Here is a 15,808-nt window from a genome sequence, read left to right on the forward strand (position 1 = left end):
GGCCAACACGGGTCGAAATCGCTCCGTTCTGCCCACCGCGTGTCGGGAATCTGGCGGTTACGTCTAAGTAACCGTGGACACTACGCGTGTTAGCGACTGGCTCCGTCGGTCCACCGCCTCGGTGTCCGAGACGGGGGACTCTCGCGCCGGGGGCCGGGAGGGGACTACTATGGTCGAAGTACTCTACGCTATCCAGCACGCGTTCATGCGAAAGACGTTCGAGGCGATAGACGAACACGTCACCGCGGAGTCCGCCTACGTCCCGATGAACGTCGGGGCGCGGGGTGCCTCCGAGTCGATATCCGAAGTCAGCGTGGACGAGGTGGGAGCGATAGACCGGCAGGTGCGGCGAATCGACCCCGACGTGGTGGTGTACAACCACCGACACAAGGCCAACGACGCGACGTTCCACGAGGAGTACCCGCTCGTCCACGTCCGCCACGGCGCGTCCATCGGTCGCGGGGAAATCGAGGAGACCGCCGAGATGACCGGCGAGGCGGTGGACCTCGCGCTCGCGCCCGGCGAGCGCTGGGCGCGCAGATACGAGGCGGTCTACCCCGACGACGTGGACGTGTCGGTCGTCGGCGTCCCGGAGGCCGACCAACTCGTGACCGCCGAGCGCCCGGGCGAGCGGCGCGTGCTCTACGCGCCGACCAACCACAACTACGGCGGCGGGTCGTACCTGAACACGGCTGGCGAGATAATCGACCTGTTCGAGGACAGCGACTACGAACTCCTGTTCCGGCCCCACCCGGCGGACCGCGACGAGGAACCCGGCGCGTCGCTGACCGCCGAGTGCCGGGACCGCATCGCCGAGATACCGAACGTGATATTCGACGAGAACGAGACGCCGATGGCGAGCATGCGCGCGGCCGACCTCCTCGTCTCGGACTACTCGGGCATCGTGACCGAGTGGCTCCACACCGGCCGTCCGCTGGTCCAACTCACCGACGTCGCGTCCGACGAGAACGAGGTCCCGGACATCGGGCACACCGTGAGCGTCGAGAACCTCGACCTCGGGACCGTCGACCGCCTCTACGAGGAGGGGTATCCGAACCGCATCGCCGAGCGCGCGGCCGCCTTCCGGTCGGAACTCGGCATCCCGATAGACGGCAGAGCCAGCGAGCGCGCCGCCGACGAGGTGATGTCGTGCGTGGCGTGATTCTCGCGGCGGGTCGCGGGAGTCGGATGGGCGAGACCACCGACGACGTGCCCAAGGCGTTCCTCGAAGTAGAGGGCCGGACGCTGTACGAGCGCCAGCGCGCGGCGCTCGCTGGAGTCGCGGACGCCGTCACCGTCGTCCTCGGCTACGAGGCCGAGACCGCGCGCGAGCGACTCTCGTCGGCGGAGGCCCGCGGCGAGCGTGCGCCGCCGACCGACACCGTGGTGCTGGACGACTGGGACGAGTACGACAACGCCGAGTCGCTCCGCCGGGCGCTGGTCGGCATCGACGACGACGCTCTCGTGCTGAACGGCGACGTGGTTCTGGCCCCGCGGACGCTCGGTCGAGTGGTCCGGCGCTTCGAGGAAGTCGGCCCGGCGTACAACGTCGTCGGTTGCCTGCCCGGCGTCCAGAACGACCACACCGCGATACGCTGCGACGACGCCGACGAGGTGACCGACTACGGCGAGATTCCCGGTCGCCGACACGCAGGTGTCGGCGTCGTCGCGCGCCGGAATCTGGACGACGCGACCGACGTGCTGGCCCGCAACGCCGACGACTGGTACCCGCACCTCTACCCCGAGACGCCGACCAAGCGGGTCGTCGTCTCGCCCGACGCTCACCTCGAAATCAACCGGCCCGCGGACCTCGAACGGGCGCGAGAGCGCCTCCCGCTCGCCCGGTCGTCCGCCGAACTGTCTCGCCCCGACGCCGTCCGCTGACGAGTACGGAAAGTTTACAAAGTAGGGGTCCCGCTCCCTCGGCAAGCAATGGAACTCATCGCCCACCGCGGGTGCGCGGACGAGTACCCCGAGAACACCCTCCACGCGCTCGAACGCGCGTCCCGACGCCTCCCCGCCGTCGAGTTGGACGTGCGCCGGTGTGGCTCCGGCGAACTGGTCGTCTTCCACGACGAGACGGTGGAGAGAGTGACTGCCCGGACCGAGGCGGTCGCCGACCTCGACTGTACCGACCTGCGGGAACTGGCCGTCCTCGACTCCGAGGAGGGTGTTCCGCTCCTCTCGGAGGCGCTGGCCGCGGTCCCCCCGAGCGTGAGCGTGCAGGTCGAACTGAAGGAGACCGGCATCGGTGCCGACGCGGCGACCGTCGTCGCACAGTCCGGCCGCGAGGTCCGGTTCACCTCGTTCGTTCCCGAGGCGCTGGCCGAGGTCCGCGACGCCGACCCCGACGCGTCGCTGGGCTACCTGTTCGGCGAGGGCCCGGGCGTCGAGAGCGGTCTCGACACCGCCCGCGAACTCGACTGCGACTCCCTCCATCCCCACGCCGACCTCTGCATCGGAACCGACGTGGTCGACCGCGCCCACGCCGACGGCATGGACGTAATCGCGTGGGGTGCCGACTCGCGGTCGGTCTTCGAGGCGCTCCGCGCCGCGGGTGCGGACGGCGCGACCGCAGACAGTTGGACGCTCGCTGGAGTCGAAGCGGACGCCGAGGACGGGACCGCGGTCGCGGACTGACCCGCCATTTTCCGACTGCTCCGGCGCATCGGGGCCGACGCCGACTGACTACTTCCGTTTCGACGCGCGCACTTCGACCGTTCCGGGGTCGAGCGTCAGCCCCATCGAGAGGTCCAGTTCGCGGGTGACGCGCTCGAAATCGACCCGGCGCGCGAGCGTCGCCAGCACGAGTTGGAGTTCGGTCATGGCGAACCGCATCCCGATGCAGTGGCGGGGACCTCCGCCGAACGGGAAGTACGCGTACTCGGGGCGTTCGGACTCGGCGTCGCCGCGCCACCGCTCGGGCCGGAACTCGTCGGGGGCGTCCCACCAGCGTTCGTCGCGCTGGACGTTGTAAGTCGCGAGTTAGAGCGTCGTGTCGGCCGGGATTCGATAGCCGCCGAGGACCGTCTCGGTTCTGGGCTGACGGTAGAGCGAGTACACCGGCGGGTAGAGTCTCAGGGCCTCGCGGACGACCCGTTCGGTGTAGTCGAGTTCCGGCAGGTCGCCGAACGCGGGGTCGCGTCCGCCAAGCACCGCGTCGAGTTCGGCGTCGAGTCGCTCGCGGGCCTCGGGATTCCCCGCGAGGAGCCAGCAGGCGTACGTCAGCGCGGTCGAGGTCGTCTCGTGGCCCGCGAACAGGAAGGTCACGAGTTGGTCGCGGACCGCCTCGGGTTCCATCCCGGTCTCGTCGGCGTCCGCGGCCGCGACCAGCAGCGAGAGCAGGTCGTCGCGGTCGGCGGTGTCGCCCCGGCGCTCGGCTATCAGGCTCTCCACGAGGGCGTCGAGGTCGGCCATCGCTCGCTCGTACCGGCGTTCGGTCCGAGTCGGGACCCACTCCGGGAGGAACGAGAGCAGACCGAACCGGTCCATAATCGCGCCGATGGCCCGGGTCGCCTCCCGGACGACCGCCCCGCGCTCGGCGTCGAAGTCGAGGTCGAACAGCGCCCGCGTCAGCACCCGGAGCGTCAGCGACGCGAAGGCGTCGCCGAGTTCGACCACCTCACCGTCGGCCCAGTCGTCGGCCATCGCGGCGGTCCCGGCGACCATCTCGTCGGCGTACGACCGGATTCGCTCGGGGGTGAACGCCGACTGGAGCGCGGTGCGCTGGCGACGCCAGCGCTCGCCCTCGGCGAAGGCGAGACCCCGCGGCGCGACGAGGTCGCCGAACGCCATCTCGAAGTCGCCCTTCTCGAACGCGTCGTTGCGCGAGACCAGCACCGTCTCGACCACCTCGGGGTCGAAGACGGCCACGAACTCCTCGCCGAAGGCGCTGTAGGAGGCGAGGTCGCCGTGCGTGGTGAGCGACTCGGCGAAGCCGAGTGCGTCGCGGGACGCCGCGACGGTCGAACCGAGGACGGGGAGTTCGGCGGGACCGGGCGGGAGGCGGTGGCCATCCGGCGACCCCTCGCTCGTCCGATGCTCTCGTTGCGCGCGGTCGAGTTCCGTCATGGCTCCACCTTCGCGGCGGAGTCGCCTCCCGGTTGCCGCGAAGCACTTAGTCTTTTTATCCGTCGGGTCTGTTCGTCCGCGTGTGAAATCTCTGGACGTGACGCTCCGACTCCCGGAGGAACTGCGACTCTCGGTGCCCGAACGCGTCGCTCCCGGCGACGACTTCGAGCGCGAGGAACTGCTCTCGTGGCAGGTCCACGAGGCCGAGAGCGTCGTGGACTTCCTCTCGCTGGTGGTCGGCGACGTCGAATCCATCCGAGCGGCGCTGGCCGCCGTCGAGTCGGTTCGCTCGTTCGACCTCGCGCCGGTGGCCGACGACGCCTTCTACGCCTACGTCACGATGGACCTGCGCCACGAGGACGAGGCGTGGCTCTCGGCCGTGGACGGTCGCCGCGTCGTGGTCGTGCCGCCCATCGTGTTCGGGCCGGACGGCGCGATAGCGCTCACCGTCCTCGGCGACCCCGAGGAACTCCGGCAGGTCGTCGCGGAGTTCCCCGACGCGGTGTCGGTCGAAATCGACCGCGTGGGCGACCACCGCCACCTCGAGGGGTCGCTGGCCGGTCGGCTGACGATGCGCCAGTTCGAGGCCGTCGAGACGGCCCGCGACCTCGGCTACTACGACGTGCCCCGCGAGACCGAACTGGCCGACGTGGCCGACGCGCTCGACTGCACCGAGAGCACGGCGTCGGCGCTCCTCCGGAAGGCGGAGGGTGCGCTCGTGGACGCCGCGCTGGTCAGGTGACGGGACTCCGCTCAGAGAGGCGGACCGGTCGCGTCGCAGGTCACGCCCGACAGACCGCCAGCATGTGCTCGGAGAAGTCCACCGCGGTCCGGTCCTCGCGGAGCATCCGGACGACCTCCCGGACGGACTCGACCGCCTCCTCGTCGGCCTCGTCCAGTTCTCGCTTCATCCGGTTCGCGACGTTCTCCAGACCGACCAGCACCTCGACCTCGAAGCCTGCGGTCTCCAGTTCGGCCTCGAACTCGTCGGCGCGGAAGCCGTGGCACTCCGCCCAGCCCTCGCCGTCGGCGTACTCGGCCGCGCGCTCGGCGGTGTAGTCGCCGTCCTCGGCGATGGGTGCGAGCAGACCGTGTTCGTCGTCGAGACAGAACTTGAGGGTGTCCCGGAGCATGGCGAACCGACCGATGACCGAGACGAAGACGGGCGCACCCGACGCGGCCACGCGCCGGAGTTCCGCCGTCGCTCGCTCGCGCTCCTCGTCGTCAACGACGTGGCTCAGGGGACCGCCGAGACAGCAGACCGCGTCGAAGGCGTCGTCCTCGAACCGCAGGTCGCGAACGTCGCCCCGCTCCGCGGCGATGCGGTCGGCGAGACCCCGTTCGGCGGCCTTCTCGCGGGCGAGGTCAACCTGCGACGCCGAGAGGTCGACGAGCGTCACGTCGTATTCTCGCTCCGCCAGCCAGCAGGCGTAGCGGCCCGCCCCGCCGCCCGCGTCGAGGACGCGCACCGGGTCGGAGCGATTCCCGGGGTCGGGCAGGTGTTCGGCGAGGTAGTCGGCGGTGTTCTCGAACTCCATGCGCGTCACGGGGTCGCGGTCGAGGCGCTCCCACTCGCCCTCGCCGAACTCGTCGTAGTACCCTCGGGGGTCCATGTCGCTCATCGTGTTCGTACGTGTTAGCGACCGGAGAATAAGCGTTTCCGTGGCGTGCTACACCGTATCAAATTCGGTGGTTACCGACGCTCGACGCGCATCTCCAGCGGGTTCTCGGGTCGGAGCGTCGCCGCCATGGTGAGGTCGGGGTCACCGTCGTAGGTGGGTTCGAAGGCGAGTTCGCGGGCCATCGTCGCCAGCACGAGTCGGAGTTCGGCCGTGGCGAACCGCATCCCGATGCAGTGGCGGGGACCGCCCCCGAACGGGAAGTAGGCGTAGTCGGGGAGTTCCGACTCGAAGTCGTCGCGCCAGCGGTCGGGCCGGAACTCGTCGGGGTCGTCGTAGAATCGGTCGTCGCGGTGAATCTCGAACACGGGGAGCGTGAGGTTGGTCCCTTCCCGAACGTGGTAGGGTCCGACCCGAACGTCCTCGGTCGGTTCCCGGAAGATAACGTAGGCGGGCGGGTAGAGGCGCAGCGTCTCCTTCAGCACCCGGTCGGTGTAGGGCAGGTCCGGGAGGTCGGCCATCGTCGCGCGTCGGTCGCCGAGTTCGGCGTCGAGTTCCGCGCGGAGACGTTCGAGTTCGTCGGGGTTGCGGCCGAGCAGGTGCCACGCGTACGTGAGCGCGAGCGAGGTGGTCTCGTGGCCCGCGAACAGGAACGTGACCATCTGGTCGCGGACCTCGGCCTCCGACATCGTGGTGCCGTCCGGCCCCTCGGCGTCGAGCAGGATGGAGAGCAGGTCGTCGTACTCGCTCTCGTCGCCGGTCCGGCGTTCGGCTATCAGGTCGTCCACCATCGACTCGAAGTCGCTCATCGCGCGCTCGAACCGCCGGTTCTTCGGCGTCGGCACCCAGTCGGGGAGGAACGCCGACGCGCCGCTGGCGTCGCCGCGGTCGTTCAGCGCCGCCGTCGCCTCCCGAACGACCGCCCGTCGGCCCGCCACGTCCACGTCGAACAGCGACTTGGCCAGAATCTTGAGCGTCAGTTCCGACATCGCGTCGCCCACGTCCACGACCTCGCCGTCCGCGAGGTTGTCGCAGAGTCGGTCGGCGTACGTCACCATCGCGTCGGCGTACCCCCGAATCTTCTCGGGCGTGAACGCCGGTTGGATGCGGACGCGCTGGTCGCGCCAGACCTCGCCCTCGGTGAGCAGCAGGCCCTGTTCGGCGAACCCTGCGGCCGAGTCGCGGAGAATCTGGGCCTTCCGGAATCGCTCGTTCTCCGCGACCAGAATCTGCTCCACGTAGTCCGGGTCGAAGAACGTGCAGAACTCGTCCCCGGCGACGCTGTAGCGCACCGCGTCGCCCCGCGATTCGAGTCGGTCGTAGAAACCGAAGGGGTCGCGCACGAACTCGACGGTGTTGCCGACAAGCGGCCACCCGTCGAGTCGCGGCGGTTCGCGGGCGTCCGTACTCGACTCGTCCGACGCGGCGGTGCGCTCCGCACCGCTCTCGTGGGCGTCGGTGCGTCCGGAAGCGCCTTCCGAGACGCCGCTACCTTCCGCGTCGCCCTCCCTCGCCGTGTCGCTCATACGAGGAGATACCGACGGCGCGTCGATAGGAGTTCCGTCGAACTCACTAGCTTCTTTAAGTACGCTCGCCGATAGCTCGCGCGTGAAGTACCTCACGCTCACCCTCCGCCAACCGCGGGAGACTCGCCACCCGATGCAGAACTTCATCGCCGACTCGGAGTCGGTCGAACGCGAGGAGTTGCTGGCGTGGAACCTCCTCCACGGCGAGGACGTGGAGTACGTGCTGTTCTACGTCGAGGGCGAGGTCGAACCCTACCGCGAGGTCGTCTCCGGCGTCGAGTCGGTCGCGTCGTTCACCCTCGTTCCCATCGACGAGGAGTCGTTCTACGCCTACATACGGCAGGTCACGCGCGAGGCCGACCGCCGGTTCCGGACGGCGTTCGCCGACCGCCACCTGCTCGTGATTCCGCCGATAGAGTACACCGGCGAGGGTCACATGCGGTTCACCGTCGTCGGCGAGTCGGCCGACCTACAGGCGCTACTGGACGACTTCCCCGAAGGCATCACCGCCACGGTCGAGGAGGTCGGCGACTACGACCGCCGTCACGGCACCGTGGCGGGCGCGCTGACCGACCGCCAGTTCGAGGCCGCCTCGGTCGCGGCCGAACTGGGCTACTACGAGGTGCCCAAGGCGGCGACGCTGGCGGACGTGGCCGCCCGACTCGACTGCGCGGAGAGCACGGCGTCGAACCTCCTTCGGAAGGCCGAGGCGAAGGTGATGGGACGCGTCGTGGACGAGTAGCCCGATTTCCGACCTCGCGTCAACCGGTCGGGGCGTCGAAGTGGACGAAGCGCCAGTTCGGCCGGAATGAACCGACAGAATGAGGTATCCATCCCGAGTATCCCCGCGCAAGAATGTTCGACAAGGTACTCGTCGCCAACCGCGGAGAGATCGCGGTTCGCGTGATGCGGGCCTGCGAGGAGTTGGGCATCGACACCGTCGCCGTCTACAGCGAGGCCGACAAGGACTCCGGTCACGTCCGGTACGCCGACGAGGCGTACAACGTCGGCCCGGCGCGGGCGGCCGACTCCTACCTCGACCACGAGGCGGTCATCGACGCCGCGAAGAAGGCCGACGCCGACGCCATCCACCCCGGCTACGGCTTCCTCGCGGAGAACGCCGAGTTCGCCGGGAAGGTCGAGGAGACCGAGGGCGTGACGTGGGTCGGCCCGTCGGCCGACGCGATGGAGCAACTCGGCGAGAAGACCCACGCCCGCAAGACGATGCGGGACGCCGAGGTGCCCATCGTCCCCGGCACGACCGACCCCGTCGAGGACCCCGAGGAGGTCGCGGCGTTCGGCGACGAACACGGCTACCCTGTCGCCATCAAGGCCGAGGGCGGCGGCGGCGGACGCGGCATGAAGGTCGTCCGCGGCCCCGACGAGGCCGACGACCAACTCGAATCCGCCAAGCGCGAGGGCGAGGCGTACTTCGACAACGACAACGTCTACCTCGAACGCTACCTCGAAAACCCGCGCCACATCGAGGTCCAGATCGTCGCCGACCACCACGGCAACGTCCGGCACCTCGGCGAGCGCGACTGCTCGCTCCAGCGCCGCCACCAGAAGGTCATCGAGGAGGGCCCCTCGCCCGCCCTGAACGACGAACTCCGCGAGGAGATCGCCGAGGCCGCGCGCCGGGGTGCCGACGCCGCGGGCTACACCAACGCGGGCACCTTCGAGTTCCTCGTCGAGGAGGACGAGAACCGCGAGGACGGCGAACTCCTCGGTCCCGACGCCAACTTCTACTTCCTCGAAGTCAACACCCGGATTCAGGTCGAACACACCGTCACCGAGGAACTCACCGACATCGACATCGTGAAGTCCCAGCTTCGGGTCGCCGCGGGCGAGGAACTCGACTTCTCGCAGGACGAGGTGGAACTCGAAGGCCACTCGATGGAGTTCCGCATCAACGCCGAGAACGCGGCCGACGACTTCGCGCCCGCGACCGGCGGAACGCTCGTGACTTACGACCCGCCGGGCGGCATCGGCGTTCGATTGGACGACGCGCTCCGGCAGGGCGACGACCTCGTGACTGACTACGACTCGATGATAGCGAAACTCATCGTCCACGGGGCCGACCGCGAGGAGTGCATCGCTCGCTCGAAGCGCGCGCTGGCCGAGTACGACATCGAGGGCATCCCGACGATCGTCCCGTTCCACCGCCTGATGCTGCAGGACGACGCGTTCGTCTCGGGCACCCACACCACGAAGTATCTCGACCACACGCTCGACCCCGAGCGCATCGCCGAGGCCCAGGAGAAGTGGGGCACCGAGACCGACTCGGCCGCGGGCGACGACGAGGAGGTCGTCGAGCGGGAGTTCACCGTCGAGGTCAACGGCAAGCGCTTCGAGGTGGACCTCGAAGAGCGCGGCGCGGCCGCGATTCCCGCCGGGAACGCTGGCGGGGCCAGCGGCGGCCAGAAACCCCGGCCCGCTGGCGGCGAGAGCGGCGACGACTCGGCGAGCGCGGCCGACGCCGAGGGCCAGACCGTCACCGCCGAGATGCAGGGCACCATCCTCGACGTGAAAGTCGCAGAGGGAGACGAGGTCTCCTCCGGTGACGTGGTCTGCGTGCTGGAGGCGATGAAGATGGAGAACGACGTGGTCGCCGACCGCGGCGGCACCGTCACGCAGGTCGCCGTCGGCGAGGGCGACAGCGTCGATATGGGCGACGTTCTGATCGTCATCGAGTGACGGAGCGACGACCGTGAATACGTAGCCACAACCCACTTGCGGTGCGCGGGCAAACGCCTACTCGTGCCGCAACTCTACCCCTATCGGCTCACGGAATTTCTACACGCGCAGGTCGGTGACGGTCTGCGGAGCGTCATCTACCACGACCGAGAGGGGTACGAGGTCGTGTTCGTCCGCGAGGACGTGGACGACTTCTCGGAGGCGGAGATAGACAACATCGTCGCCGACCTCTGGGCGAACTCCTACGAACAGGCCATCCGCGAGGACCTCCGCGGTCAAGGGCCGCTGAACTGCTCGCTCTGGGTGTTCGGCGAGGCCATCGAGATGCACTTCGTGGCCGACGAACGCCACGGCGTCGCGGTCTCGCTCGACACCGAGACGTTTCTGGCCCAAAACAGTTTCATCCGGCAGTGCCTCGGCGTCGCCGGTGTCGAGTGACGTTTAAATGCCTCTCACGTAAGGGCCAATCGTTACCCCGGACACCACCGTGGGTTAGGTCGTGACAACGATGTCCCGAGACCCTCCACACGACGCCGACGGTGATGTCCCGTCGCTCGAACGGACGTTGCGCATCCTCGCCGCCGACCGTCGCCGCGAGACCCTCTCGTACCTCTTCGACTCCGACGGGGACGCGGTGGCCGTCGAGGAACTCGCCGAGGAAGTCGCCGACGGCGACGCCACCGAACGCGCCTATCAGTCGCTCCACCACGCACACCTGCCGAAACTCGACGACGCGGGCATCGTCTCCTACGAGCGCCGCGACGAACGCGTCAGTCTCGCGGGCGACCAGTCGCGAGTCGAGGAACTGCTCGCCGCCACCGACGCCGTCTCGAACTGACGGCCGGTCCCGCGAAGCGCGTCTTTCTTGACCCGTTCGTTCGTACCTCCCGCCATGAACGACACGCGCCGCGCCGTCCTCGACGCCCTCGCGGACGGTCCCGTCCCCGGCCCGGAACTCGCCGACAGCCTCGGCGTCTCGCGCAACGCGGTCTGGAAACACGTCGAGGCGCTTCGCGACGCGGGTTTCGAGGTTACCAGCGACGACGACGGCTACGTCCTCGACGCGCTACCGGAGTACGGCGGGCCCGCGGTCGAGTTCGGTCTCGACGCGCCCTTCGGAGTCGAGTACCACGACGCCGTCGGAAGCACGAACGACCGCGCCCGAGAGTTGGCGACCGAGGGGGCCGCGGACGTCGCGGTGCTGGCCGACGAGCAGACCGGCAGTCGGGGGCGACTCGACCGGGAGTGGTCGGCCCCGTCCGGCGGGGTCTGGGCGAGCGTCGTCCTCCGGCCGGACCTGCCGCCCGCCCACGCCCCCGCGCTCACGTTGGCGGCCGCCGTGGCGACGACCGACGCCGCCCGCGAGGCGGGCGTCCCCGCGGAGATAAAGTGGCCCAACGACGTGCTCGTGAGCGAATCGAACGAGGAGACGGCGGGCGATATCTCCGAATCTCGTCCGGAGACCGGCGGGACGCCGTCTCGCGGCGGCCGGAAACTCGCCGGTATCCTGACCGAGATGGAGGGGGAGGCCGACCGCGTCTCGTGGGTCGTGGTCGGCGTCGGCGTGAACGCGAACGTCTCGACGGACGACCTCCCCGAGGGCGCGACCAGCATCCGGGAGGCGGTCGGCGACATCGACCGCCGGGCGTTCGTCCAGCGCTTCTTGGAGCGATTCGACGAACTCCGGGCCGACCCCGAGAAGGCGGTCGAGGCGTGGCGCGAGCGGTCGGCCACGCTTGGCCAGCGCGTCCGAGTCGAGATGCCCAACCGAGAAGTCGTCGGCGAGGCCGTGGACGTGGCGTTCCCCGGCGCGCTCGTAGTGGAGACCGACGACGGCGAGCGCGTCCGGGTCCACGCGGGCGACTGCGAACACCTCCGGCCGGTGTGAGGTGACTCTCTGACGTTCTGTTCTGTTGCAGTACTGTTCGAACACGCTACAGAGACTGCGACGAGAGTTACGACACGCCACGGAACCAGCGACGGGACCTCGAAAGCCCTCGCGCGGTTCGCGGTCGTTCAGCGACATATCCTCGACTCGCTTCGCTCGTCTTCGGATAGGGGTCGCTGAGACGACCACGATGAACGCGAACCGCGCTCGCCCTTTTAGTCCGCCAGGAGGTCGGCTGATTCACCGAACGACGTGGATAGTTGGCGGACCGTATCTAAACACTCTCGGCGCGTGCTGGCGCGGCGCTCGTGCGCCGCGCCTATCCGCGTGAGGGGTGAGAATCACAACGAAGTGAGACGCGCAATCGGTTGGGGTGGACGAGGTACATGCCGTGCGGGCCGGTGCGGTGACTCCTTCTCGTCGGCGTCAGTGCGGTTTACGGTGGCGGTGCAGACAGTGGTCGCGGTGCTGTGCGGTGACTCCGCGGAGGAGGCAGTCGTCGTACACTCGCCGGTAATGCCGTCCGAGTCGCCAGTGGCTGATCCGGACTCCCGTTTACGGCACCGACTGCCCGACGTTCGCGCTCTCGGTCTCCGATTCGGCAGACTCCTCCTCGACGCCGACCTGCACCGTCAGCACCGGGACCGAGCAGGCGCGGACGACGCCCTCGGCGACGCTCCCGAGCAACAGGCGGTCGATGCCGCCCCGGCCGTGGGTGCCCATCACCACGAGGTCGCAGTCCTCGCTCTCGGCGTACTCCACGATGCGCCTGCTCGGCGACCCGTCGAGGATACTGGACGTGACTTCGACGCCGTGGCTCGACGCGATTTCCTCGACCCGCTCCAGCGCGCTCTGGCCCTCCTCGCGAAGCACGTCGTCGACGCCCTCCCACGAGGTCTCCATGTGGAGACCCGCGAACGTCGCCGAGTTGACGACGTAGACGGCGTGAAGCTCCGCCCCGTGTGCGGCCGCCAGTTCGGCGGCGTGTTCGACCGCGCGCTCGGTCTCTGACGAGCCGTCGGTCGGCACGAGTATCCGGTCGTACATCTATCTGGTGGTTGGTAACATCTCGCACATATTAAGCCTTTGCAGTCCGGTCTTCCCGGTCGCGTCCGTATTACCGGCACGTGGACTCGGTGGTGGCCCGTCTTCGGCCCCTTTCCGCGCCCGGAACTACAGTATCACGTCGGCCACGTCGCCGGTCCCGGCCCGGCGCACGACCGCCCGGACCACGTCCTGCGCCCCGGCGAGGTTGTCGGTGTCGCCGTCGAGGACGAGCAGTTTCCCGGCCCGGCCCTCCTCGATGACGCCGCAGTCGAGGTCCGCGATTCGCGCGCCGTTGAGCGTCGCCATCCGGAGGACTTCGCGGGCCGACACGTCCGCGAGTTTGGCGGCGAACTCCATCTCGCGGAACATCGAGGGGGAGTTGAGCATCACGTTGTCGGTGCCGAGCGCGACCGTGGTTCGCTCGACGAGGTCGGCGATGGGCGGGACGCCGACGCCGGTCACGAGGTTCGAGCGCGGACAGACCACCACCGGCGTCTCGTTGTCCGCCAGTCTGTCGAGGTGGAGTCGTTCGGGGTGGACCATGTGGACGAGGAAGTCCGGGTCGAGGTCGAGCGCGGGGTTGATGTCCGAGGCGTCGCGCTCGCCCGCGTGGATGCCGAACAGTTTCTCCTCCCGGGCGGTCGCGTTGCGCTCCTGTGAGAAGTCGGCGTCGCGCGCACCGCTCGCGCCGAACCCCTCGGCGGCCTCCATCGCCTCGACGGTCTCCCGACCCAGAATCACGGGGTCCACGTCGAGTCCTTCGACCGCCTCTCGGAGCGCGTAGACGCCTTCGACGCCGCCCTCGCGGAATTCGAGGAACGAGGCGGTGCCCGTCTCCTGCATCAGTTTCGCGGACCGTCGCATGGCCTCGACCTTCTCCTCGCGGGAGGCCGCCCGCAGGAGTCGGTGTTTCAGGCCGTCCGGCGGCGCGACGAGTTCGTCCAGACTCAGACCGCCACCGGCCTCCTTGGCGATGGAGTCGCCGATGTGCGTGTGGGCGTTCACGAACGCGGGAAGCACGATGTTCGAGGACTCGGTCGATGCCTCTTCGATTGCGGTTATCTCGCCGTCCTCGACCACGACTCGGCCCTCTACGGGTTCGAACTCCGGGCCGCGGAGGACGGTCCCCTCGGCTATCATGTGTGTGTAACTCTCGGGGGAGTCCTTCAAATCCTCCCTTTTCCGTCGTCCCGAAGTCGCGAGAACCTGTAACCTGAAAGTACTGTCTATTGACCACATCTATGTGCGTCGGTCGCGTTACGGTATTCGATGACTGACGACGCCCCGTCCCACCCGCCTCCCGACGACGTCTCCGCGACGGACGTGTACGAGCGTGTCACCGACGCCGTCTTCGCGCTCGACGACGAGTGGCGGTTCACCTACCTCGACGAGCAGGCCGAGCGCGTCCTCCAGCGGAGCGAGGACGAACTGCTCGGGTCGGTTATCTGGGAGGAGTCCCCCGAAGCGGCCGATTCGAAGTTCCGGCGGGAGTACGAACGCGCGATGGCGTCCCAGACCCCCGTGACGTTCGAGGCCCGATACCCGCCGCTGGACACGTGGTTCGAGGTTCGGGCGTACCCCTCCGAGACGGGCCTCTCTATCTACTTCCGCGACGTGACGGAACGCGTCCGTCGGGAGAACGTCCTTGAGGAACGCGAACAGGCTCTCCGTCGTGCCTACGAGGTAATCGCGGACAGCGACCGGACGTTCTCCGAACAGATCGAGGCGCTCCTGAACGTCGTCAAGGACGCGGTCGGGACCGACTACGCGACGCTCTCTCGCGTCCACGGCGACCGGTACGTCTTCGAGGCCGTCGCCACTCCGGACGACGCCGACCTCGAAGCGGGTGACACGGTCCCGCTGAAATCGACGAACTGCGACCGCGTCGTCGCGACCGAGCAGACGCTCGTTCTCGACGACGTCGAGCGAGACGCCCCGGAGATGGCCGACCGGTCGGGAAACGCCGAGTGGGGAATCTCCTGTTACCTCGGCGCGCCGGTGTTCGTGGGCGACGACGTCTACGGTTCGTTCTGTTTCTACGACATGGAGTCACGGAGTCGGGAGTTCTCCGACTGGGAGGTGACGTTCGTCAATCTCCTCAGCAACTGGGTGGGCTACGAACTCGAACGCCAGCGTCAGAACGAGCGACTCGAAACGTTCGCTGGCATGGTCGCCCACGAACTCCGCAACCCGCTCCACATCGCCCAACTCTACCACGAGCGAGCGGCCGACGGTGACGAGGCGGCCGCCGAGGAGGTGGCGACCGCACTGGAACGCATCGAGGAGATAATCGACGTGGTTCTGGTCACCGCCCGAAGCGAGGACTCGGTCATCGACTGGGAGGCGGTGGAGTTAGCCACCGCTGCCGCCGAGGCGTGGGCGAACGTGACGGCGGGCGAGTCCGACCTCGAAATCGAAACGGACCGGACCGTGGAGACCGACCCGATTCACCTCCAGCACCTCCTCCAGAACCTCTTCAAGAACGCCGTGGAGCATGGCTCCACGAGCAATCGTCCGCAGGACGATGACGTTCATCAGACAGAGTCTGATGCAGCCCATCAGAACGCGCAGCGTTCTGAGGACGCCGTCGAACACGGTTCGACGAGTCCTCGTTCGCAGGCTCAAGAGGACGCCGTCGAACACGCCGACTCGGGCGTGACCGTCACGGTCGGGAGTCTTCCGTCGGGGTTCTACGTCGCGGACGACGGGCCGGGGATTCCCGCCGAGGAGCGCGCGTCCGTCTTCGACGCGGGGTACACCACCGACGAGGACGGCATCGGTCTCGGGTTGACGTTCGTCAAGCAACTCGCAGATACGTACGACTGGGAGTGCCGAGTGACCGAGAGCGACGCGGGCGGCACGCGCTTCGAGTTCACCGGCGTCGATATCGTCGGCGAGTAGCGAACGTGGAGACGACACTGCGAGGCCGTCGGGCGGGAAAGCGGGTTGCCCGACCGAAG

Annotated in this window: 14 protein-coding genes and 1 pseudogene; 10 read left to right on the top strand and 5 right to left on the bottom strand. The window is 68.5% G+C overall.

Features of this window, described 5'->3' with window-relative positions; translation table 11 throughout:
* Positions 1-169 precede the first annotated feature (169 nt).
* The 3 genes from NGM06_RS03690 to NGM06_RS03700 are packed head-to-tail and all read left to right on the top strand — an operon-like array spanning position 170 to position 2,640.
* Positions 170-1,162: a CDP-glycerol glycerophosphotransferase family protein gene (locus tag NGM06_RS03690; protein ID WP_254268981.1), complete on the top strand. Its 993-nt coding sequence runs from the start codon at positions 170-172 to the stop codon at positions 1,160-1,162.
* On the top strand, positions 1,150-1,884 hold the full coding sequence (locus NGM06_RS03695; RefSeq protein WP_254268982.1) for an NTP transferase domain-containing protein: 735 nt from the start codon (positions 1,150-1,152) through the stop codon (positions 1,882-1,884). The genes NGM06_RS03690 and NGM06_RS03695 overlap by 13 nt, the downstream gene beginning before the upstream one ends.
* Positions 1,885-1,932: 48 nt before the next feature.
* Positions 1,933-2,640, top strand: a complete 708-nt coding sequence (locus tag NGM06_RS03700; protein ID WP_254268983.1) for a glycerophosphodiester phosphodiesterase — start codon at positions 1,933-1,935, stop codon at positions 2,638-2,640.
* Positions 2,641-2,688: 48 nt separating this feature from the next.
* Here the strand turns inward: NGM06_RS03700 and NGM06_RS03710 are convergent.
* A pseudogene (locus NGM06_RS03710) lies at positions 2,689-4,071 on the bottom strand (cytochrome P450).
* Between the two features lie 82 nt (positions 4,072-4,153).
* Between NGM06_RS03710 and NGM06_RS03715 the strand changes: the two are divergent.
* On the top strand, positions 4,154-4,813 hold the full coding sequence (locus tag NGM06_RS03715) for a helix-turn-helix domain-containing protein (protein WP_254268984.1): 660 nt from the start codon (positions 4,154-4,156) through the stop codon (positions 4,811-4,813).
* A 40-nt stretch (positions 4,814-4,853) separates the two neighbouring features.
* On the opposite strand, the gene NGM06_RS03720 is transcribed toward NGM06_RS03715, so the two are convergent.
* Together NGM06_RS03720 and NGM06_RS03725 are read right to left on the bottom strand one after the other, a co-directional pair.
* Positions 4,854-5,693: a class I SAM-dependent methyltransferase gene (locus NGM06_RS03720; RefSeq protein ID WP_254268985.1), complete on the bottom strand. Its 840-nt coding sequence runs from the start codon at positions 5,691-5,693 to the stop codon at positions 4,854-4,856.
* 71 nt (positions 5,694-5,764) lie between these two features.
* Positions 5,765-7,216, bottom strand: a complete 1,452-nt coding sequence (locus NGM06_RS03725) for a cytochrome P450 (protein WP_254268986.1) — start codon at positions 7,214-7,216, stop codon at positions 5,765-5,767.
* A gap of 82 nt (positions 7,217-7,298) precedes the next feature.
* Between NGM06_RS03725 and NGM06_RS03730 the strand changes: the two genes are divergently transcribed.
* The 5 genes from NGM06_RS03730 (at position 7,299) to NGM06_RS03750 (ending at position 11,801) form a co-directional block, all read left to right on the top strand.
* A complete protein-coding gene (locus tag NGM06_RS03730) occupies positions 7,299-7,958 on the top strand; it encodes a helix-turn-helix domain-containing protein (RefSeq protein WP_254268987.1) in 660 nt (219 codons plus the stop codon).
* A gap of 113 nt (positions 7,959-8,071) precedes the next feature.
* Positions 8,072-9,913 (top strand): acetyl-CoA carboxylase biotin carboxylase subunit, encoded by a 1,842-nt coding sequence (locus NGM06_RS03735; protein ID WP_254268988.1) that lies wholly within the window; start codon positions 8,072-8,074, stop codon positions 9,911-9,913.
* A 63-nt stretch (positions 9,914-9,976) separates the two neighbouring features.
* A complete protein-coding gene (locus NGM06_RS03740; protein WP_254268989.1) occupies positions 9,977-10,351 on the top strand; it encodes a DUF7522 family protein in 375 nt (124 codons plus the stop codon).
* 70 nt (positions 10,352-10,421) lie between these two features.
* On the top strand, positions 10,422-10,751 hold the full coding sequence (locus tag NGM06_RS03745) for a DUF7344 domain-containing protein (RefSeq protein ID WP_379793144.1): 330 nt from the start codon (positions 10,422-10,424) through the stop codon (positions 10,749-10,751).
* Positions 10,752-10,805: 54 nt separating this feature from the next.
* A complete protein-coding gene (locus tag NGM06_RS03750) occupies positions 10,806-11,801 on the top strand; it encodes a biotin--[acetyl-CoA-carboxylase] ligase (protein WP_254268991.1) in 996 nt (331 codons plus the stop codon).
* A 555-nt stretch (positions 11,802-12,356) separates the two neighbouring features.
* On the opposite strand, the gene NGM06_RS03755 is transcribed toward NGM06_RS03750, so the two are convergent.
* Both NGM06_RS03755 and NGM06_RS03760 read right to left on the bottom strand, forming a co-directional pair.
* On the bottom strand, positions 12,357-12,848 hold the full coding sequence (locus NGM06_RS03755; protein WP_254268992.1) for a universal stress protein: 492 nt from the start codon (positions 12,846-12,848) through the stop codon (positions 12,357-12,359).
* 126 nt (positions 12,849-12,974) lie between these two features.
* Positions 12,975-13,988 (bottom strand): amidohydrolase family protein, encoded by a 1,014-nt coding sequence (locus NGM06_RS03760; RefSeq protein ID WP_254270068.1) that lies wholly within the window; start codon positions 13,986-13,988, stop codon positions 12,975-12,977.
* A gap of 129 nt (positions 13,989-14,117) precedes the next feature.
* Here NGM06_RS03760 and NGM06_RS03765 point away from each other — a divergent pair, with 129 nt between their 5' ends.
* On the top strand, positions 14,118-15,749 hold the full coding sequence (locus tag NGM06_RS03765; protein WP_254268993.1) for a GAF domain-containing sensor histidine kinase: 1,632 nt from the start codon (positions 14,118-14,120) through the stop codon (positions 15,747-15,749).
* The last annotated feature ends 59 nt before the right edge of the window (positions 15,750-15,808 follow it).

The organism is Halorussus aquaticus, from assembly GCF_024218795.1.
Taxonomy (GTDB): Archaea; Halobacteriota; Halobacteria; order Halobacteriales; family Haladaptataceae; genus Halorussus; species Halorussus aquaticus.